Origin of the sequence: Sphingomonas sp. AP4-R1 (assembly GCF_013113735.1) — a bacterium.
In the GTDB taxonomy this organism is placed as follows: domain Bacteria; phylum Pseudomonadota; class Alphaproteobacteria; order Sphingomonadales; family Sphingomonadaceae; genus Sphingomonas_I.
The window spans coordinates 1,147,012-1,167,318 of the sequence record NZ_CP053346.1 but is presented as its reverse complement, the minus strand read 5'-3'; the positions used below and the strand labels follow the sequence as shown (position 1 = coordinate 1,167,318).

The 20,307-nt window shown below is 64.6% G+C and carries 15 protein-coding genes; 3 read left to right on the top strand and 12 right to left on the bottom strand.

What is annotated here, in order from left to right; all coding sequences use genetic code 11:
• Positions 1-73: 73 nt before the first annotated feature.
• Positions 74-1,270: an MFS transporter gene (locus tag HL653_RS05720; protein WP_171743664.1), complete on the bottom strand. Its 1,197-nt coding sequence runs from the start codon at positions 1,268-1,270 to the stop codon at positions 74-76.
• Between the two features lie 112 nt (positions 1,271-1,382).
• Between HL653_RS05720 and HL653_RS05715 the strand changes: the two genes are divergently transcribed.
• On the top strand, positions 1,383-2,300 hold the full coding sequence (locus tag HL653_RS05715) for a LysR family transcriptional regulator (RefSeq protein ID WP_171743663.1): 918 nt from the start codon (positions 1,383-1,385) through the stop codon (positions 2,298-2,300).
• 201 nt (positions 2,301-2,501) lie between these two features.
• Here the strand turns inward: HL653_RS05715 and HL653_RS05710 are convergent, their stop codons facing one another.
• The 8 genes from HL653_RS05710 to HL653_RS05680 all read right to left on the bottom strand — a co-directional run bounded on the left by HL653_RS05710 (position 2,502) and on the right by HL653_RS05680 (position 12,757).
• The gene (locus HL653_RS05710; protein ID WP_171743662.1) at positions 2,502-3,134 is read right to left on the bottom strand and encodes a tyrosine-type recombinase/integrase; all 633 of its coding nucleotides are present in this window, start codon (positions 3,132-3,134) and stop codon (positions 2,502-2,504) included.
• Positions 3,135-3,293: 159 nt separating this feature from the next.
• A complete protein-coding gene (locus tag HL653_RS05705; RefSeq protein WP_171743661.1) occupies positions 3,294-4,715 on the bottom strand; it encodes an efflux transporter outer membrane subunit in 1,422 nt (473 codons plus the stop codon).
• On the bottom strand, positions 4,708-5,868 hold the full coding sequence (locus HL653_RS05700) for an efflux RND transporter periplasmic adaptor subunit (RefSeq protein ID WP_171743660.1): 1,161 nt from the start codon (positions 5,866-5,868) through the stop codon (positions 4,708-4,710). The genes HL653_RS05705 and HL653_RS05700 overlap by 8 nt, the downstream gene beginning before the upstream one ends.
• Positions 5,858-9,088 (bottom strand): efflux RND transporter permease subunit, encoded by a 3,231-nt coding sequence (locus HL653_RS05695; protein WP_171743659.1) that lies wholly within the window; start codon positions 9,086-9,088, stop codon positions 5,858-5,860. Before HL653_RS05695 ends, HL653_RS05700 begins: the two co-directional genes overlap by 11 nt.
• A 148-nt stretch (positions 9,089-9,236) precedes the next feature.
• Complete coding sequence (locus HL653_RS05690; protein ID WP_171743658.1) at positions 9,237-10,604, bottom strand: ATP-binding protein; 1,368 nt, start codon at positions 10,602-10,604, stop codon at positions 9,237-9,239.
• Entirely contained in the window at positions 10,591-11,271 is a 681-nt protein-coding gene (locus HL653_RS05685) for a response regulator transcription factor (RefSeq protein WP_171743657.1), read from the bottom strand. Before HL653_RS05685 ends, HL653_RS05690 begins: the two co-directional genes overlap by 14 nt.
• 195 nt (positions 11,272-11,466) lie before the next feature.
• Positions 11,467-11,658 (bottom strand): DUF6771 family protein, encoded by a 192-nt coding sequence (locus HL653_RS24570; protein WP_367613595.1) that lies wholly within the window; start codon positions 11,656-11,658, stop codon positions 11,467-11,469.
• Between the two features lie 79 nt (positions 11,659-11,737).
• Complete coding sequence (locus HL653_RS05680) at positions 11,738-12,757, bottom strand: aspartyl protease family protein (RefSeq protein WP_171743656.1); 1,020 nt, start codon at positions 12,755-12,757, stop codon at positions 11,738-11,740.
• A 252-nt stretch (positions 12,758-13,009) separates the two neighbouring features.
• Between HL653_RS05680 and HL653_RS05675 the strand changes: the two genes are divergently transcribed.
• Complete coding sequence (locus HL653_RS05675; RefSeq protein ID WP_253717990.1) at positions 13,010-13,435, top strand: NUDIX hydrolase; 426 nt, start codon at positions 13,010-13,012, stop codon at positions 13,433-13,435.
• A gap of 331 nt (positions 13,436-13,766) precedes the next feature.
• Positions 13,767-14,273 (top strand): GNAT family N-acetyltransferase, encoded by a 507-nt coding sequence (locus HL653_RS05670; protein ID WP_367613594.1) that lies wholly within the window; start codon positions 13,767-13,769, stop codon positions 14,271-14,273.
• A 354-nt stretch (positions 14,274-14,627) separates the two neighbouring features.
• On the opposite strand, the gene HL653_RS05665 is transcribed toward HL653_RS05670, so the two are convergent.
• Genes HL653_RS05665 through HL653_RS05655 form a run of 3 tightly spaced genes read right to left on the bottom strand, consistent with a single transcriptional unit; the run spans position 14,628 to position 20,279 of the window.
• Positions 14,628-17,867, bottom strand: coding sequence for an efflux RND transporter permease subunit (locus HL653_RS05665; protein ID WP_171743654.1), 3,240 nt, complete (start codon positions 17,865-17,867; stop codon positions 14,628-14,630).
• A 1-nt stretch (position 17,868) separates the two neighbouring features.
• Positions 17,869-19,020 (bottom strand): efflux RND transporter periplasmic adaptor subunit, encoded by a 1,152-nt coding sequence (locus HL653_RS05660; protein WP_171743653.1) that lies wholly within the window; start codon positions 19,018-19,020, stop codon positions 17,869-17,871.
• Positions 19,017-20,279 carry a TolC family protein gene (locus HL653_RS05655; protein WP_171743652.1) on the bottom strand — a complete coding sequence of 421 codons (1,263 nt, stop codon included), beginning with the start codon at positions 20,277-20,279 and terminating at the stop codon, positions 19,017-19,019. The genes HL653_RS05660 and HL653_RS05655 overlap by 4 nt, the downstream gene beginning before the upstream one ends.
• Positions 20,280-20,307: the final 28 nt, after the last annotated feature.

Here is a 20,307-nt window from a genome sequence, read left to right as displayed (position 1 = left end):
GGCAGCTTTCGTTGGAAGCGGTCAGTTGACCTAGGCGACACGATCCTAGGTTTGCTCCATCGCCTCCGTTTGTTCAGTCCGCGCCGATGCTGGTGGGGAAGCCGCGTGTGCGGGCACTCCACGCGACGACGAAGGTGGGGACGAGCAGGCACAGTGTTGCCGGCACGAAGGCCGAAGCGCCGATGGTATCGAGCAGGATGCCACCCACGATCCCACCGCCGGCGATCGCCATGTTCCAGGCGGTCACCAGCATCGACTGGGCAAGATCGGTCGCATCACCCGCCGTGCGCGCCAGCGCGGTCTGGAATAGGGTCGCCGCACCGCCGAACGCGAGGCCCCAGAGCGCGACGCCTGCGTAGATCGCAGGAAGAACGCCCTCACCGAGGCGAAGGGCCAGCACGGAGATCGCGAACAGAGCGACGCTGCTGAGCGTCAGCGCGCGCAGATGATGATCGATCAGAGCACCGACGATCCAGATGCCGAGGAGCGAGGCGAGCCCGAAGAAAAGCAGCGTGAGGTCGATCCGCCCAAGGATGCCCATCGCCGCCAAAAGCGGTGCGATGTATGTGTAGAGGATGTTATGGGCAAGTACGAAGGCCAGCGTCACGATCAGGACCGGGCGTACGCCGGAAATGACCAGCACGCTGCACAGCGTGCGGCGTTGTGCCGTGGCCTGGCCTGCGAAATCCGGCACCTTTGCCAGCACCCATAGGATGAGCATCAGCGTCAGCACGCTCATCAACCCGAAGCAGGCGCGCCAGCCGATCACGCCGCCGAGGAGCGTGCCTGCCGGAATGCCCAGCGACAGCGCCAAGGGCGTACCCACCATGGCAACGGCAATGGCGCGACCCTGCAGTCGATCGCTCACCATACGGGCGGCATAACCGGCCAGCAGCGCCCATAGCAGCCCGGCCGACACCCCGGCCGCGAACCGGGCGGTCATCGTCAGCGGGTAGGATGAGGAAAATGCTGTGATCGTGTTGGCGATCCCGAAACCGGCGATTGTGGCCAGCAGGAGCGGCCGGCGCCGCATGCCTTGTGTCGCTGCCGTCAGGGGTATTGCTGCCATCAACGAGCCGATGGCGTAGATCGTGACGATCTGCCCCGCCATTGACGGGGACACCGAGAGGCCCTCGCCGATTTGCGGGAGCAGCCCGGCGGGCAAGGCCTCGGTCAAGATGGTGATGAACCCTGCCATCGCCAAGGCCAGCAAGGCCGACCAGGGGAAACGCGCCTCTTCCCGTACCGTCGTATCGATCGTCGTCGCCATACTGTCCTGATCCATTGTCGGTGCAGGACGGAAATAGCGAGTTCCCGTTTTGCTATAATCGGGCTGTAATGCGAAATACTCCGGACTGAATAGTCCGCAATAGGAAGCTTGGATGGATAGCTTGGGGGTGCTCGCGATGTTCGTGCAGGCGGCAGAGACGCGCAGCTTTACCGCCACGGGTAAGGCCTTCGGCGTTTCCGCGTCGGCAGTCGGCAAGGCGATTGCCCGGCTGGAGGATCGGCTGGGCACTCGGCTGTTCCATCGCTCCACCCGCATTGTCACGCTTACGCATGAGGGCGCACTATTTCTCGAACGCTCTCGCCGCATCCTGGCCGAGATGGAGGCGGCGGAACTCGAGCTGTCGCACACTCGTGGCGCGCCGCGCGGTCGGCTGCGGATCAGCCTGCCGCTGGTCGGCATGCTGATGATGCCAACGCTGACCGCGTTCATGCGCGCCTGGCCTGCGGTCGAACTCGATCTCGATTTTACCGATCGCATCGTCGACGTGATCGACGAGGGCTTCGATGCGGTCATCCGAACCGGCGAGCCGAACGACTCCCGGCTGATGGCCCGCATGCTGGGCCAGTTCCGCTTTCGTCTGGTCGGTTCGCCCGACTATCTGGCCACTTATGGCATCCCCGTGAGCGCACCCGAACTCGCGGTGCACCGCTGTCTACGTCATCGCTTTCCCAGCACGGGGAGGCTTGACGAATGGCCTCTCGTCTGGCCCGGAGACACGCGACCGACGCTGCCGGCCACCGCGGTAGCGAGCACGATTGAGCCTTTGATCTGCATGGCCGAAAGTGGACTGGGGCTCGCCTGCCTGCCCGAGTTCGCGGTACGTCAACAGGTCGAGCGCGGCGCGCTGGTCTGTGTGCTGGACGATGCATTACGCGGGGGAGGCACGTTCCGAATCCTTTGGCCGCCTAGCCGGTACCTCGCACCTAAGACACGGTTGTTTGTAGATTTTGTCGCCGAACGGCTGTTCGCTCCATCCCAACTTCCGGGAGCTCATGGCCCGATGGAGTAAGGGCGTTTCGTATGACTGCTGTGGGGTCAAAAGCCGCCGCGCAACCATGGCCGTGCGAACGGCAGATCTGTCCCAATCCAAGCCGTTCGAGCTATTGGCTCGATAGTCCCAAATGGCCGGGCCGCTCACATGAACGGATGGCAGGTTTCGGGGATCGCCTGAGGCCGCATGATTGACCGGAATTGGGTCTGGCCGACCAACTCAGATTTCGGTTCTTTCTGACAATTCGAGGGCATCCTCGACATCAACGCCGAGGTAACGAACGGTGCTTTCAATCTTGGAATGACCGAGCAGGATCTGAACGGCACGGAGGTTGCCGGTTGCCTTGTAAATTATCGACGCCTTGGTGCGCCGTAGTGAATGCGTGCCGTAGTCCTGAGCCTGAAGGCCGATGCCCGTCACCCATTCGCGAACGAGACGTGCATATTGCCTCGTGCTCATATGGCCCATGTAGTCATTGCGCGACGGGAAGACGAAATCATTCAAGGTGCCACCGCGCCGCTCAAGCCACGCGAGCAATGTTTTACGGGCAGGCTCGACTAGTTCGAACTGCACCGGACGTTTGGTCTTCTGCTGGACCACGACCGCGCGATCCCGGATACGTCCACCCGCGACGATATCGCCGATGCGAATCTTGACCACGTCGCAACCGCGAAGCTTACTGTCGATGGCGAAGTCGAAAAGCGCCCGGTCTCGTAGCCGCCGATGCTGGTCGAGCCAAAAGCGGATGGCCCAGACCTGTTGCGGCTTCAGAGCACGTTTGGCACCGACGACGCGCCCCTCATTCCAAGGGCGAAGTTCATGGAAGGCAGGATCAAACGATGACAGCCCCATCGCTTCTCTCCACAGCGGCAGACGATCGAGGAACGATATACCGACACGGTAAAGCTTCGGTTCGTTTCCATGGTTGGTGCAACGAAAGTGAACCGGTCGGATGACGCAAAGCGCGCCAACTGTTGCATGAACGCGGCGGGAGTCTCTGCATTGTAGCGGCTATGATGGTCTCGACCGTGTCCAGCCACCTCCCAGCGCTGTCATGAGTCGTGCGCTGGCCTGGAGATTACGTGTCTCGAGGCTGATCAGTGTCAGGCGCGTTCGGAGTGCTGTTGTTTGCGCGGTTACGACGTCGAGATAGATAGCCGCGCCTTTCGTATATTTGCTCAGCGAAAGGGATTCACCGGCAGCGGCTTGCCGCACCGCATCCTGCTCGGCGTCCAGTTGTGTCTGGAGGTAACGGAGCGTGGCCAGATTGTCCTCCACCTCCTGGAATGCCTGCAGCACCTTGCCACGATAGGAGGCCGTCGTTTCGGTCCAGCGGGCGCGGGCCACGGCGAGCGATCCTCGTCTCCGCCCACCATCGAAGAGCGGCAGAAGACTCGAGACGCCCGCCGACCATAATGTGTTGGGTGCCGTGATCAGGCTGGAAAGGGCGGTTCCCTGATAACCGATCCCACCGCCGAGACGGATTGCCGGAAAGAAGGCGGCACGGGCTACGCCGATCTGCGCGTTGGCAGAAAACATGCGGCGTTCGGCTGCCGCAATGTCGGGCCGGCGTTCGAGCAGCGTGGAGGGCAGGGCGGTCGGCACTTGGGGGCGCTGCAGATCGATCTGGGCGGCGGCAAGCGTGAAGCGGGACGGATTTTCCCCGATCAGCGTCGCGATCCCATGCTCGGTCTGCGCGCGCTGCGATTGCACGTCGGCCAGTTGCGCTCTCGCTTCCGCCAGCAGCGTGCCCGAGCGGGTGGCGTCCAGCTCGGATGCGACCCCGCCCGACACGCGCCTCCGCGTCAGATGATCGGCTTGTGCGAAGGCATCCACGGTCTGGGTCAGGACCGCGATCTGGCGATCGTAGCCGCGCAGGGCGAAATATTGGCGAGCGAGCTCGGTCTGGAGGCTCAGGCGAATCTCGGCGAGATCGTCCGCCGAGGCCATGACTTCGGCCTTTCCCGCCGCGACCATGTTGCGGATCCGCCCCCACAGATCGAGTTCGAAGCCAAACTGCGCTTCGAGGGTATGCGCGCCATAATAGGTTGGCTGGGCGTCGCTGCGGAGAGGTCGGTCATCCGATTGCCGGTTGCGCGACAGATCGGCCGTCACGCCGACATCGGGCAGGGTGGCTGCTCGCGTCTGCGTCAGGAAGCCTCTCGCCTGATCGTAACGGGCTAGCGCCGCGGCAAGGGTGGGATTTGAGGAGGCGACCTGCGTCTCCAGCTGATCGAGTGTCGGATCTCCGAACTGCCGCCACCAATCGGCGGCGATCGTAGTGTCAGCGGGCTGCGCGGGCTGCCACAGGCCGCTTTCCTTGAAGGCTGCGACCGGCTCGGTTTTGGGCGGATGATAGTCCGGCGCGAACGAGCAGCCGCCCAGCAGAGCGGGCAGCAGGACGGCCCAGCGCCGCAACCGGCGATCAGGCATTGCTCGCCGCCCCGACCTTCACGAGATCCTTTTCGGCCAGCGAGTCCGGCGGATTGTCGACGATGTGGTCGCCGCTGTGGAGGCCGGACAGGATTTCCACCGTCCGGCCCAGATCGCGGCCGAGGATCAGCGGGCGCATATGGATATGCCCGGTGGGGTCCACCGTCGCCACCTGGGGGGAGGTGCCGCGATAGATCAGCGTGCTGGACGGCACCTCCACCACGTCGGTTCGCGCGGGCAAAGCGAATTTCACCTGCGCGAAGCCGCCGGGCTTGAGCGCGCCATCGGCATTGTCGGCGGCGAGCTGAATCTGGAGATTGCCGGTCTGGGTATCGATCGCGCCGCTATTGCCGATGATCTCGGCGGTGAAGGATCGGCCCGGATAGTCGGGCAGAACCAGTTGGGCCTTCACGCCCGGCCGCATCTGCGCCGAATAGCTTTGCGGGACATTGGCATAAATGCGTATCCGGCTGGTCTGGGCGACAGCGAAGATCGGGCGCTGCGCGCTCGCATTGGGTCCGACGAGATCGCCGATGTCGGCATTTCGGGCGGTGAGCGTTCCGGCGAACGGCGCGCGGATGACGGCGAACGCCTTCATCGCCATCAGCTGGCCGAGATTGGCCTTGGCCGCATTGACCGCTGCTTTCTTGGTCGCAAGGTCGCCATTCTTCTCGTCGGCCTCCTGCTTCGAAACGGAGCGATCGGAAAGCAGATCGTTCCAGCGCGCGGCCGTGCTGGTCGCGAGTTTTTGGGCGGCGGTGGCCATGTCGAGCTGGGCGCGCGCGGCGACGATCTGCTGATCGAGTTCCGGCGTGTCGATCACGCCTAGAGACTCGCCCGCCGAGACATGCGCGCCGATGTCGTGCTGCCAGGAGCGGACATAACCGGGCACCCGCGCATAGAGCTTTGAGCCGACCCAGGCCTGCATGGTGGCTGGCAGGATCAGCGGCTGGCCCTCTTCATTGCCCGAGACCGTGATCAGGTGGACGGTCGACACGGCCGTATTGTCCGCCCACTGCTGGGCCTCCTTCGTCTGGCTGGCGCGTGAGATGGTGCCCGCCGCAACTACGCCGATCGCGGCGATCGCCGCGACGGCGCCCGCGACCCGGAGCCGCTTGCGGATCTTCTGATCGGGAAGAGGGTCATTCTGCATAGGCGATATCTCCGGAAGCGTCGGCCGCATCGCCCGGCGCGGGCGCGTGGAGGCGCTGGCGATGGGCAAGGCTGAAGAGGGAGGGCACGAAGACGAGGGTGGCGATGGTGGCGCAGATCAGGCCGCCGATCACGGCGCGGCCGAGCGGCGCATTCTGCTCGCCGCCTTCACCCAGCCCCAGCGCCATCGGCCCCATGCCGATGATCATCGCGAGCGCGGTCATCATCACCGGGCGAAAGCGCGTGCTGCCCGCCTCGATCGCGGCCAGAAGGGCGTCACCCGTCTCGGTCAGCCGTTCGCGGGCGAAGGTGACGACCAGCACCGAATTGGCGGTGGCGACGCCCATGCACATGATCGCGCCGGTTAGGGCCGGGACGGACAAGGGAGTGCCCGTGGCAAACAGCATCCAGGCGATGCCGCCGAGTGCTGCCGGCAGCGCCGAGACGATCACGGCGGGGTCAGTCCACGACTGGAAATTGACGACCAGCAGCATGTAGATGAGCAGGATCGCACCCGCGAGGCCGAGGATCAGGCCGGTGAAGGCCGTGTTCATCGTCTGCACCTGGCCGCGCAGCACGACTGTCGCGCTCACCGGCTTGTCCTTTTCGGTCTCCTTGATGATCCGGTTGATGTCGGCGGCGACGGCGCCAAGATCGCGACCCTGAAGGGTCGCATAGACGTCGTAGGAGCGCTTCGCCGAATAATGTGACACCACCGCTGGCGACGCTTCGCGCGCAACCGACCCCAGCGCGCCGAGGATCTGGAACCGATCGCCCGACCCGCTGGAGATGGGCAGATTTTCCATCTGGCTCATCGTGGCGATCCGGTGCTGCGGCACCTGTGCGACGATCGGATAGGACACGCCGTTTTCGGGATTGAGCCAGAAGACGGGCGCGGTCTGCAGGCTGCCGGCCAGATTGATCGACAGGCTGCGCGTCACGTCATTCTCGGTCAGGCCGACGGTGCTGGCCTGGCTGCGGTTCACGTTGATGTCGATCTGCGGATAATCGTCGGCCTGCTGGAGGCGGACGTCGGCAAGCCCCGCGACGCGCTTCATGCGCGCGACCAGCAGATCCGCATAGGCCTTGTTCGCGCCGGCATCCTTGCCGCTGATCATCACGTCGATCGGGGCGGGCGCGCCGAAGTTCAGGATCTGGCTCACCATGTCGGCGGGTAGGAACGAGAAGGTGGTGCCGGTGAATTCCACGGGCAGCGTACGCCGCAGTTGCTTCACGAACTCTTCGGTCGGGCCATGCTCCATGGTGAGCGAGACCAGGATGTCGCCGTCCTGCGGGCCGACGCTGCCGGAATTCATGTAGGCCCGGTTCACGTTCGATACCGGCAGGCCGATATTGTCGACGATGGAGCCGAGCTGGTCGCGCGGGATCGTCTTGCGGATCCGGTCCTCGATCTTGTCGAAGAGCGCGGCGGTCTCCTCGATCCGGGTGCCTGAAGGCGCGCGGACGTGCATGTTGATCTGCCCCGCGTCCACGGAGGGAAAGAAGTTCCGACCCAGGAACGGCACCAGCGCGAACGACAGGACGACGACCGCCATGAATCCGCCGAGAAAGCGGCCGCGACCGGCCAGCGCGAGGCGCAGCATCTCGACATAGCCGGCGCGGATCCGCTCGAACCTGACCTCGAATCCGTGCTGGAAGCGGCGAAGCGGATTGCGCGAGTGCGGATGGCCGACCTCGGCGTCATGCGTCACCATCTGTTCCGTCGTGTGCGGGGCCGCATGTTCGCGCAGCAGATAATTGCCCATCGTCGGCACCAGGGTGCGCGAGATGACGAACGAGGCGATCATCGCGAACACCACCGCCTTGGCCATCGGCGCGAACAGGAATCCGGCGACGCCGGGCAGGAAGAACATCGGCACAAAGGCGATGCAGATGCACAGCAGCGACACGAGCGCCGGCCGCACGATCTGCTCTGCGCCGTCGAGGATCGACCCGGTGACGGTCTTGCCTTGTTCGAGATGCCAGTTGATGTTCTCGATCGTCACGGTCGCGTCGTCGACGAGGATGCCGACGGCGAGCGCGAGGCCGCCCATCGTCATCACGTTCAGCGTCTCGCCGGAAATGGCGAGCCCCGCCACCGCCGCCAGCACCGCGAGCGGGATCGAGGCGGCTATGATCACGGTCGAGCGCCACGATCCCAAAAACAGCAGGATCATCAGGCTGGTAAGAGCGGCGGCGGTGACGCCCTCATGCACCACGCCGGACACGGCCGCGCGGACGAAGATCGACTGATCTGACAGCAGATCGATCTTGAGCGAGGAGGGTAGCGAAAGCTTGAGCTGGGGGATCAGCGCCTTGACGTTGTCGACGATCTCGACGGTCGAGGTAAAGCCGCTCTTCAGCACCATCATCAGCACGGCGCGGCCGCCGTTGACGCGAACGACGTTGGCCTGCGGCGGCGATCCGTCGCGGACGTGGGCGACATCGCGGATATAGACCGTGCCGCCTTCGCCGGTCTTGATCGGCAGATCGTTCAGCGCGTTGAAGTCTTCGGGGCTGTTGTTGAGCTGGATGTTGAATTCGTGGCGGCCGATGCGCGCGGTGCCGGCCGGGACGATCTGGTTCTGGGCCGCCAGCGCGGCGCTCACGTCGGCGGCCGAGAGATGGCGCGCTTCGAGCGCGGCGGGATCGAGATCGATCTGGATCTGGCGCTGGCGCCCGCCATAGGGCGTCGGGATCGAGGCGCCGGGAATGGCGGCGAGCGAGGGGCGGATCGCCGTCTGGCCCAGATCGAAGATCTTCTGTTCGGAAAGATTCTTCGACGATAGCGCCAGCTGCACGATCGGCACGGTCGATGCGTTGTAGTTCAGGATCATCGGCGGAGTGATGCCGGGCGGCATATTCTTCAGCACCGTCTGCGAGATCGACGTGACCTGCGCTGTCGCGGTGCGGATATCGACATTGGGCTGGAAGAAGATGCGGACGACGCCGACCCCGGCGAGCGACTGGCTTTCGACATGATCGATGTCGTTGACGGTAGTCGACAGTTCCTGCTCGAAATAGGTGATGACGCGGCCGGACATGTCCTTGGGCGGCAGGCCGTTATAGCTCCAGACGACCGCGATCACCGGGATCTTGATGTTCGGGAAGATGTCGGTGGGCGTCCGCAGCCATGCCATCGTGCCCGAAAGCAGGATCATGATGGCCAGCACGATGAAGGTGTAGGGCCGCGACAGCGCGAGCTTCACCAGATGGAGCACCCATTTCCCCTTTGTCGTCGGCAGGGCGGGGTGCTCGGTTCGAACCGCCGATGCCGCGCCGCACCATTGCGAGGCTATTGTCCGCAGATAGCGCGATCCGAGGCGAATAAATTTGTGTTCACATAGAAAATTTGAAGGAAAGCGTCGTCTAGTCTTCCGAATGCGTGATTTTGTGTGCGATAATCGTCGCGCAAAGGCCGGGGTGGGCGTCCTCCAGCACGAGCTGGAATTTGTGCAGATGCAGAATAGCCGAGACGATGCTGAGGCCCAGCCCCATGCCCGATCGCTCATCCTGCTCGCCGCGACGGTAAAAACGCTGGAGAACAGCGTCCCGTTCGGCCGCAGGAATGCCGGGGCCATCGTCGCTGACCGATATGAGGATTCGGTCGCCATCTTCGGTAACGAGAACAGATACGGCGGTGCCGGCGAATTTGAGCGCGTTGTCGATCAGATTCGAAAGTGCTTCCAGCATTAGCTGAGGGTCGGCGAGCGCGGGAGCGTGGCTGGACACCTGCGCCGTAAGGCCGATACCATTGTCCTCCGCGACGGGCGCATGCAGCATTGCGGCTGTTGCGACGAGTTCGCCCAGATCTACCTCGGCGAAGCGCGAGGTTCGTGCACTCGCCTCTATCTCGGCGATCCGCAGCAAGGCCGCGAAGCGCTCAAGCACCAGATCGAGATCGTGGCTGAGCTGGGCGACCTGATCCTCCGCCAGTTCGCCGTCGCGAGCCCGATCATGATAGTCGAGAAGATGGCTCTTCACCCGCGTCAACGGGGTTCGCAGATCGTGCGCGATCGCATCGGTTACGTTCTTGACCTGGCTCACCACGCGTTCGAGATCGCCCACCATGTCGTTGATCGTGATCGCGACCTGATCGAGCTCGTCGCCGCGGCCGGCGACCGGCATGCGCACGTCGAGTTCCCCGACCGCGATCCGCCGGCATGCGCTCTGAAGATCCCTGATGCGCCTGAGCGAGGGACGGCTGATCAGCGCCCCGATCAACAGCGCTCCGGGCAGGATGATCGCCAGCGCGCCGACGATCACTTCCAGCACGACCGTCAGCAGATAGCGGCGCTCGCTGATGTCGCGGCCGACGACGACGATGCGGCCATCGCCCCGCCGGCTGGCGAGCACGCGCATCGCCGCCTGCCCGTCCAGATCCGGAACGTCGCTGGGGTGATCGAGCACGACGTTCGCATAAGGCCCGATATCGCCCGCGAGCCGAGTGAGACCGTCCGCGCTGATCAGCCCGAAATGATCGAGCCCCTTCGCGTTGCGCGCGACCTCCTCTTTCACATCCTGTTCGACCCGATGTGATGGGGCATTGAGCAGCCGGAGCGATTCCCGCTGCAGCATGCCCTCGCTGCGGACGATCAATTGCTGCGCCGTCGCCGTGTAGATGACGACGGCCATGATCACCATGGCGGCTGCGAACAGGCTTCCCAGGACGAGCGTGAGGCGGAAGGCCGAGGTTGCCTGAACCTCCCGCAGCCTCAGCCGGCTACGATAGCTCAAGCCGATAGCCTTCGCCCTTCACGGTCGCGATGACGGCGCTCCGCGAGGGTGTCTCCATCTTCTTGCGCAGGCGGCCAATATGGACGTTGATTAAGTTGGGGCCGGGGTCGAAATAATGGCCCCAGACCTGCTCGAAGATAACGCGCCGCCCCACCACGCGGCCGGCGTTGCGGACGAGGAATTCCAGCAGCCGGAACTCCATGTCCGGCAGACGCAGGAGTTTGCCTTCCAGTGAGGCTTTCCGATCCAGCAAGTCGATTTCGATCGTCCCGGCGCGCAACGTGGCTTCCCGTCGGGCCGCGGCGGGCGAGCGGCGCACCAGTGCCTCGATGCGTGCGGCCAGCTCTTGATGGGAGAAGGGCTTCACCAGATAATCGTCGCCGCCCGCGCGCAACCCGGCGATCCGCTCGTCGACATCGGACAGCGCGCTTACCACCAGCACGGGGATCGGAATGGAGCGCTCGCGCAGGCGGCCGATGATGCTCAGTCCATCCAGTTTCGGCAGCATCCGATCAAGCGCGATTACATCGAAATATTCGGAAAGCGCCAGGGTGAGTCCAGCTTCGCCATCCTCCGCAAGCGCCACGGAGTGGCCATTCTTCTCCAACTGAGTCTTGATCGAGCGGGCGACGACGAGATCGTCCTCGATAACTAGCACGCGTGGCATCGCGTCGATTGACTCCGAATGTGTTTGGCCAGCGCGGGCCGACGAGCGCGAATGGCGGGTCGAACAATCCGGCCATCCGCCGGGCTTGCCTATCCCATCATGCGCTATTTGCGCGTCATAAAAATGTAAAAAAGCTGGCCGCCGGGCACCGTACGGTTTGGTCCGGTTCTCTGGCCGGCGATATTGGCTGCCGCGTTATACTGGATCCGACGCCTCACTGGGCATCTGGGACGCCGCTTGTTTCTCAAGCGCATGGCATAAGAACACTGCGATTTCGGTCGCACCCTTTTCCTGTAGCCGGGGATCCGCGACAGGAAGGCAATGTTTTGCCCAAGCTGGCGCGGTCGACAGAACAGCGGCAATCTCTGCGGTGCTGATGGTATTCATACCATTTTAGTAGGGCATGCCAAGCTAGCTGCCACAAGTACCCGCTCGACCGGGCGTTCGAGATTTGAGGCGGGGCCAATCATCTCTGACATGCCTCGTTGCCGTCGTCGGCAAGCGATAGGCGCGAGTAAGAGGGGGCTTGTGTGTTGTTGATAACGATCGACCGGGACACACAGCGCCGCACCTGAAAGCGAACCTTGCGGGCGCGGAAGTCGAGCGAAACACGACGGAACGTATCCATCAGATCTGTGCCGAGGAGCAGCGCCGGCTGTTTGGTCTGTCCGAATATCACGAAGGGGGGTATCTGGGCGAACGCGATGGTCACATTCTGAAGGACGATCGGACCGATCCGAAGCTCGGCGAGCTGGGCCATTTCGAGGTCGACCTTCACGCCTGTGACACCGCTGACAGCAATCGGCGACAGTTTCGCGCCGCCTCTACGCACCAGCAGACCGCGCAGTGCCAGATTGCCGATCGTCACTTCAGAACCCGTATCGATGATCACATTGATGGATTTGCCGTTGGCCTTCGCCTGGGTAAGGATCAACTGGCCGTCATGTCGCCGTGCGGTGACAACGATTTCCCCATCCGATTGTGTCTCCGGCTCACTCGCATCCTCGACCTTGATGAGGCGCGCTTCGAAATCCAGCATGAGCCGTTGACGGACAAGGGCGTCGATGCCGATCAGCCCGTCAGCACCGACAAATCGGTCCTCCAGGACGGGAAGTTCCAGATCCTTGATGGTGGTCGAACCCAATCCGAAGGTTGCGACATGGACGCGATCGACCTGGCTGCTTGCCGTCGTGCCATTCAGGATGACTGGCGTGCCGGCTGGCAATTGAAGGGCGTGGGCGACGCTCGCACTGATCACCGACGTGTCGGCGCCGCTGTCCACGATGAAGCGAAACGGGCCGCGATCGTTCAATCGCACGTCGACGGTCATTCGCGTATCGATCTTGCGCCCTTCGATCGCTTCGCCGCCGACCTCCAATGCCTCATCGATGCTGGCTGGCGGAATGGGGGGCATCATCGTTGGTTCGACGAGAGTGGGCAGGTGACCCGGCGGTGCCCCAGATGCAGCGCCGGCGGCGAGAGGCATCAGAAATGCCAATCCGGAAACCAGGATCGCGCATAACCACCTGTTGCGCGGCCATCGCTGCAATCGATCGGTCCTCATCGCAGCCCGAAGTTTACCGCACTTGGGCGAAGGGACCAATCAAACATGCGCCTGTCGGACGCGACCAAGAGCCCTGATCGACCGTTGATGGCTTAGCTACGGTGCCAGACAAAAGCATTGTCATAAAAGTGTCACATACTATTGAGGCGAGATGATGGGTCTCTTTCCTCGGTGATGCTTCAATCCGCAGCGATACCCTATCGGATCGACGATGCGGGCGGCATTTTGGTGTTGCTCGTCCGGTCGCGTACCAGGCAGAGATGGATCGTCCCGAAGGGCAAGATCGGCTCGAGAATGCTCGCCAGCCGATCCGCCGAGCGCGAGGCATTCGAGGAGGCTGGCGTCCTCGGTCGGATCAGTCACCAGCCAATAGGGACGTATCGACAGCCGGCTAGCGCTCGCTCGCTGATCGGAGAGGAGGCAGTTATACAAGCTTACCCTCTGGAAGTGGTCGATGAACTCCCGGTCTGGCAGGAAATGCATCAACGCGAGCGCCGGTGGTTCACCATCAAGGAGGCTCTTCAGGTCGTGCGTGATCCGGAGATCAAGGCATTGATCCGAAAGTTCCGGTCCTACGTTCGTGGACTTAAAAAGGTTTGATAACTGCGCAAGCATGAATGTCGGAACAGCCGCCGGTCAGCTATCTGCTACCTCCCCCATCTTGCTCGATCCGAGTGAAGGCGGACAGCCGCCATCGCTTATTTAAGCCGAACACGAAATCTGAATGTATGACCGCTTTCGGGAGCGGCGAAAGAGGTGCTGAGCGTCCATAACTGGGTCTGATCGCTAAGGACCTGTCGGGCGGCTCGCGCCCAGTTGACCCCGTTCGTCGTTAAATTCATCGCTTTGAAAGCGGCCATCGTAGCATTGCATGAGGGCGCCCCCTTTTGCGACGCGCTTCAAAACCTTGCCAGACCGCCCTGGCGCGATAATGGCAGGACCCGTGGAAGGGGCGTTTATGGAAATAAGGCAAGACGACCCGGCGGCACCTCATGTCGCTGATTTGTTGGCGCACCATCTGCGAGAGCTTCAGGATGTGATGGCCGAGTACGCGTTTGCCCTCGACGCATCCGGCCTATCTGCGCCAAGCGTCACCTTCTGGACTGCTTGGGATGACGAAACGCTCGCGGGCTTTGGCGCCCTGAAGCAGCTCAGCCCGTCTCATGGCGAAGTGAAGTCGATGCGCGCGTCTCCCGCAGCTCGCGGCAAGGGCGTAGGCCGAGCAATACTCGCACACATCGTCGCCGAAGCCCGAAAGCGTGGCTACGAACGCCTTAGCTTGGAGACGGGCACCGCGACGCTCCATGCTCCAGCAATTTCGCTCTATCGCAGCGCTGGGTTCGTATCGTGTGGTGCCTTCAGTAACTATCAGCCGAGCGCTCACAATCAGTTCTTCATGCTTGATCTGGGCGTTCAGGCGGATGATCCGGTTCGCTGAAAGCCGCCGTCCGGCCGAGATGAATAAGTGTCCGGAACCGGGGAGCGGGAAAGGCGGTATGAACGACCGACTCTGGGTCCTGACGGTCGCGACCGCTAACGACCAAAGCCAGACGATCACCTCGCTGGGCCTGCGCCCCAAAAGCTGTCGTAAAATTTTGTTCGAGATCACTCGTCCAGCAGATATGGTACGAACACCTCTTCGATCGTCCAGCGCCTGCTGGAGAGACCTCGCGAAGCGCGTGGGTCGAGGCCGGTTCATCTGCACGGCCGACCTTCGTGCCGGCCGAAGGATTGGCTGAGCAAGTCGAGAGGAGCATGATCGCGGCAGCAGCGCCGACTGTGTGGGCGAGCTTCATTTTCCCATCTCCGTTCGGGGATCGATTGGTGGTGATGCGGGATCTGCTCCGCCGCCCGGTTCTTGCCCGTGCCTCTGTCCGAAGCGCGCGTAGAGCGTCGGCAGGACAAACAAGGTCAGCAGAGTCGCGGAAATCAGGCCACCGATCACGACGGTCGCAAGCGGCTTCTGCACCTCGGCACCGGCGCCGTGGCCGAGCGCCATGGGCACGAATCCGAAGCTGGCGACGAGCGCCGTCATCGCCACCGGCCTGAGACGGACGAGAGCCCCCGCGCGGGCAGCCTCCGCCCGATCCATTCCGCGATCTAGCAGATCGTGGATCGAGGATACCATCACCAGACCGTTCAGCACCGCGACGCCCGAAAGCGCGATGAAGCCGACCGCCGCCGAGACCGAGAACGGCATGCCGCGCAGCCAGAGTGCGAGGACGCCGCCGACGAGCGCGAGCGGCACGCCCGTGAAGACGATCAGCGCGTCCCTCACCGAACCCAAGGCTCCGTAGAGCAGCAGCATGATCACGGTGAAGCAGACGGGCACGACGATCGCGAGCCGCTGGCGTGCGCTCGCGAGGTTTTCGAACTGGCCGCCCCATTGCAGATAGGTGCCAGGGGACAGCTGGACCTGCGCGTCGATGGCCGCCTGGGCGTCTGCGACGACCCCCGCGACGTCGCGGCCGCGCACGTTGGCTTGAACGACGACGCGCCGCTTGCCGTTCTCGCGACTGATCTGGTTCGGCCCGTCACCGATCGCGATCTCGGCGACGCTCGCCAGCGGCACGAATGATCCGTTCGCGGTCGGCACCGGCAGCTGCCCCAGCCTCTGCATGTCGGAGCGGGACGACTGGTCGAGGCGTATGACGACCGGGAAGCGGCGATCCCCTTCGAAGATCATCCCGGCCTGCTTGCCGCCTACCGTGGCGGACACGAGGTCCTGCACGTCGCCGGCGGTCACGCCGACCCGGGCCATGGCGTCCCGGTTGGGTCGGATGTCGAGCAGCGGCAAACCCTCGGTCTGCTCCACCCGAACGTCTGCTGCGCCGCGCACCCTGCGGAGCACCTCGGCGATGCGGACCGCCGTGGCGTTCATGCTGCCGAAGTCGTCCCCGAACACCTTGACCGCGATGTCGCCGCGCACACCGGCAATCAGCTCGTTGAAGCGCATCTGGATCGGTTGGGTGATCTCGTAGCTGTTGCCTGGGATCGTCGAGACCTTCTTCTCGATCCGTTCGACCAGCTCGGCCTTCGGCAGGCTGGGATCCGGCCACTCCTTGCGCGGCTTCAGCATGACGAAGGTGTCGGTGGCGTTGGGCGGCATGGGGTCCGACGCGATCTCGGACGTGCCGGTGCGCGAGAAGGCGTAGCGAACCTCGGGTTCGCGGCTGATCGTCTTCTCGACCGCGAATTGCATGCGCTGGCTCTGGTCGACCGACGTGCCCGGCGGGCGCCAAGCCTGTACCAGGATGTCGCCCTCGTCGAGCTGGGGAAGGAACTCCTGGCCCAGCGTGGTGAAGGCGAGTGCGGCCAGCACGACGCCGACGACGGCGCCGCCGATCGTGACGCTCGGCCGGCGCATGGCCGCCTCCAGCCCGGGCTCATATCGTTTCCGCAGCCAGTGCACGATCCTGCTTTCCTTCTCCTCGACGCGACCGACGAGGAAGGCACCGACGGCCGCTGGCACGAATGTGACCGACAGCACGAACGCGAAGAGCAGCGCGATGATGACGGTGAGCGCCATCGGTTCGAACATCTTGCCCTCGACGCCCGAGAAGGTGAGCAGCGGCGTGTAGACGATGATGATGATGGCCTGGCCGTATAGGGAAGGCCTGATCATCTCGCGGGCGGATGCCGCCACGACGGCGAGCCGTTCCTTCAGGGGCAGCGGCCCCTCGGTCTCGTGCTGGCGTTCCCCCAACCGACGCAGCGCGTTCTCGACGATGATGACCGCACCATCGACGATGAGGCCGAAGTCGAGCGCGCCGAGGCTCATCAGATTGGCCGACACGCCTGCGCGCAGCATGCCTGTCGCAGTGAGCAGCATGGTGATGGGGATGACGAGCGCCGCTATCAGCGCCGCGCGGAAGTTGCCGAGCAACGCGAATAGCACGACGATGACGAGGACGGCACCTTCGGCGAGATTGCGGGCGACCGTGGCGATCGTCGAGTTGACCAGTTCCGTGCGGTCGAGGACGGGCTTGGCCACCACATCGGCGGGCAGCGACTTGCCGATCACCTTGAGGCGTTCCGCAACCGCCGTGGCGACGGTGCGGCTGTTCTCGCCGATCCGCATCACGGCGGTGCCGACCACGACCTCGTGGCCATTTTCAGATGCGGAGCCGGTGCGAATGCCCTGACCCGCTCGGACGGTGGCGACCTGGCTCAGCTGGACCGGCACGCCTTCACGCGTGGCCACGATCGTTCGGGCCAATTCGTCGGCGGTGCGGACGCGTGCGTCCGACCGAACGAACAGGCCGGCGCCGTTCAGGTCGACCGTGCCCGCCCCGACGCTCGTGTTGCTGCGCTCCAGCGCGGTTGCGAGGTCCTGGATGGTGATCCGCATGGACGCCAGGCGCTGCATGTCGGGCACGACGAGATATTCGCGGTCGTAGCCGCCCAGCGAGTCGACGCCCGCGACCCCCTCGGTGCCGCGGAGCTGCGGCGAGACGATCCACTCCTGCACGGTGTGGAGGTAGGTCGCCTTGTCCGCCTCGCTGACGAGGTGCTCGCCCTCGGGCGTGATGTAGCTGCCGTCGCGCTGAAGGCCGGGCTCGCCGTCGCGGTGCTTGACCTGGTCCAGCTCCCGGAATTCCACCGTCCACATGAAGATGTCGCCGAGCCCGGTGGCGATCGGCCCCATCTCCGGCATGATGCCTGCCGGCAGCCGCTCCTGGGCCATCCGCATCCGCTCGGCGACCTGCTGACGCGCGAAGTAGATGTCGGTGCTGTCGGAGAAGACGGCCGTGATCTGTGCGAAGCCGTTGCGATTGAGCGATCGGGTGAACTTTAGGCCTGGGATGCCTGCGAGCGACGTCTCGATCGTGAACGAGACCTGCCGCTCGATCTGGTCGGGCGACAGTGAAGGCGCGAGGACGTTCACCTGCACTTGGTTGTTGGTGATGTCGGGGACGGCGTCGATGGGGAGGCGCTGGAGGGCGAAGATGCCCGCAAGCGCGGCGATTGCGGTGAGCAGCAGGATGAGCCAGCGTCGCTCGACCGAGAATGTTACTAGGCGGGAGATCACATCACATCTCCATCTCGCCGCCCTTGCCGAGTTCGGCCTTGAGCGTGAAGCTGTTGGTGGTGGCAACTCGCTCGGTGCCGACGAGGCCCGAGGTGATGGTCACTTGGTCGCCGTTCCGCCGTCCGGTCGCGACCGGCGCCGCGCGGAATCCGGTCGGCGTCCGCACGAAGACCACCGTCCTGTTCTCGACCGACTGCACGGCGGTGGACGGAACGGCGATGCTGCGGTCTCCGATCGCGGGAAGCATGATGGCGGCCGTGACGGGTTCGCCGACGCGCCAGATGCCGTCAGCGTTGCTCAGCGTGGCGATCAGCTGCACGAGCCGGGTGTTGTCGTCGAGTACGGGGGAGACGAAGGTGACCCGACCGTCCTGCTTGCGGCCGGCCGCCGACACCTCGACCCGCATGCCCGGTCGAACACGGCCCGCATCGGTCGGGGGGAGCGAGATCTGGACCGTGACCTGCTTCAGGTTGGCGACCCGGTAGAGCTCGGCATTGGCGTCGACCGTCTGCCCGAGCACCGCCGGGCGTGCGATCACTTGGCCCGAGATGGGCGAGCGCATGGATATGCGGTTCAGCGCTCCACCACTGCCGCCGGTCGCGCCGAGCTGCTGCTGGGCGAGACGGAGTGCGATTCCGGCCTCCGTCGCGGCGGTCCGAGCAGCGATCAGATCCTGTTCGGGTGAGACGCGCTCGGCGAACAGACGCTGCTCGCGCCGCAGATTCGATTGAGCGAGACCGGCGCGCGCGCGTGCCGCTTCCACCTCCGCCGTGAGCGATGCGGCTTCGCGGCTCTCGATGATTGCCAGCGGATCTCCCTGCCGGACGGTCTGCCCCAGGTTGCGGGTGAGCGAGACCAGACGTCCGCCAATGGTCGCGGAGACCACCTGAACGCCTTGAGGATCGCCCTGCACAAGGCCGGGCAGTTCGATTGCACCGGTAACGCCGCCGACGGTCGGCAGCGCCGTCTCTATCCCGGCGTCGGCGATCTGCCGGGCGGAGAGGGCCACCGCGTCCTTGTCGGCTGGCTTCCCGCCATCCTTGGACATGTCCATCCCGGCCATGTCGTCGGCCTTCTTGTCGGACTTGCCGCACGCCGTGAGCGCCAGGGGGAGGAGTGCGGACAGGAGCATCCGGCTGGTCTGAGTCTTCATCGTGCGTCCTTCGCGTCGGTGGGCGCCGGGGCGGTGAGCCGTTCCAGCCGGGCCTGTGCGTCATGGTAGGCGGCGAGCGCGTCGATCGCGGCCGCACGGGTGTCGGCGAGCGTGCGCTCGGCCTCGAGCAGATCGAGCTGGCCGAACTTGCCCTCGCGGTATCCGATCCGCGCGATGCGCGCGGCCTCCTGCGCGGCAGCAAGCGTCGGCCCGTTGGCATTGCGTGCAGTCGTCGCCGCATTGTCGGCCTCGGCCGTCGCCGATGCGATAGCCTGTTCGACGTCTAGCAGAGCCACCCGACGCTGCGCATCGGCCTGTTGACGCTGGGCGGAGGCGAGATCGACCGCCGCTCGCCCGCTATTGAAGAGGGGCAGCGGCACGGAGAGACTGAAGACGGCCGCCGTGTCGTTGGTGGCTTCCAATCTGCGAGCGGCCGCCCCGGCGGTCACGGTCGGAATGCGTTGGCTACGCGCTAGCCTGACCTGTGCGGTGGCTGTCGTCAGATCGGCCTGTGCAGTCGCACCGGCGAGCGTGTCCTGTCCGCTTGCCGGTCGGCGCGGGCCCATCGTGTCGATCCGGGCGAACCAGGCGGCATCCAGCGCCGTCGCGCCGCGTCCGATCAGCCGGGCGAGGTTCCCCATCGCGACTGAGGCGGACCGTTCGGCACGTTCGGCCGCGCCTTGAGCGTTCAGCCTGGCGACGTCGGCACGTTGCTCCTCCAACGGCGAGGCACGACCGGCCGACACGCGGACCTTCGCGCCGCGCAGGACCTCGTTCGCGATGCCGACCTGCTCGCGGGCGTTGGCGAGCCGGCGCTCGGCCGCCGCCGCGTCGTTGTAGGCCTGCGTCACCCGCAGGCGCAGGTCGGCCCGCGTCATCGCGGCGTCCAACGTCGCGCGATCGAGCTGCGCGTCGGCGACCGCGACGCGAGCACCACGCTTGTTACCGAGTTCAACCGGAATGGAGAGGCCGACTGTCGTTTCAGTCGACCGCAGCCCATTGTAGACGCCGCTGCCGGCGACGTTCTCCGCCATGGTGTCGAGCGATGGATTCGGACGAAGTCCGGCGACGGTGCGCTGCGCCTGCGCGGCGGTCACGCCAGATTTCGCCGCTTCGATGGCCGGCGACGTGGCGCCGGCCGCCATCAACGCCTCATTGAGGGTCAACGCGGGCTCCGCCGATGACGGCGGGTTAGACTGCGCCTGCAGCGACGGCGCGCAGGCGCTTGCGGCCAGGACGGCCGCCAGTATGCGATGCATGGAATTGCTCCTGACATGTGCGGTGCGG

Bases quoted from the DNA above. Each gene is read 5' to 3' on its own strand.
- HL653_RS05720 (WP_171743664.1), bottom strand. From the start codon at position 1,270: ATGGCGACGACGATCGATACGACGGTACGGGAAGAGGCGCGTTTCCCC.
- HL653_RS05715 (WP_171743663.1), top strand. From the start codon at position 1,383: ATGGATAGCTTGGGGGTGCTCGCGATGTTCGTGCAGGCGGCAGAGACG.
- HL653_RS05710 (WP_171743662.1), bottom strand. From the start codon at position 3,134: ATGGGGCTGTCATCGTTTGATCCTGCCTTCCATGAACTTCGCCCTTGG.
- HL653_RS05705 (WP_171743661.1), bottom strand. From the start codon at position 4,715: ATGCCTGATCGCCGGTTGCGGCGCTGGGCCGTCCTGCTGCCCGCTCTG.
- HL653_RS05700 (WP_171743660.1), bottom strand. From the start codon at position 5,868: ATGCAGAATGACCCTCTTCCCGATCAGAAGATCCGCAAGCGGCTCCGG.
- HL653_RS05685 (WP_171743657.1), bottom strand. From the start codon at position 11,271: ATGCCACGCGTGCTAGTTATCGAGGACGATCTCGTCGTCGCCCGCTCG.
- HL653_RS24570 (WP_367613595.1), bottom strand. From the start codon at position 11,658: ATGAATACCATCAGCACCGCAGAGATTGCCGCTGTTCTGTCGACCGCG.
- HL653_RS05680 (WP_171743656.1), bottom strand. From the start codon at position 12,757: ATGCCTCTCGCCGCCGGCGCTGCATCTGGGGCACCGCCGGGTCACCTG.
- HL653_RS05675 (WP_253717990.1), top strand. From the start codon at position 13,010: ATGCTTCAATCCGCAGCGATACCCTATCGGATCGACGATGCGGGCGGC.
- HL653_RS05670 (WP_367613594.1), top strand. From the start codon at position 13,767: ATGGCAGGACCCGTGGAAGGGGCGTTTATGGAAATAAGGCAAGACGAC.
- HL653_RS05660 (WP_171743653.1), bottom strand. From the start codon at position 19,020: ATGAAGACTCAGACCAGCCGGATGCTCCTGTCCGCACTCCTCCCCCTG.
- HL653_RS05655 (WP_171743652.1), bottom strand. From the start codon at position 20,279: ATGCATCGCATACTGGCGGCCGTCCTGGCCGCAAGCGCCTGCGCGCCG.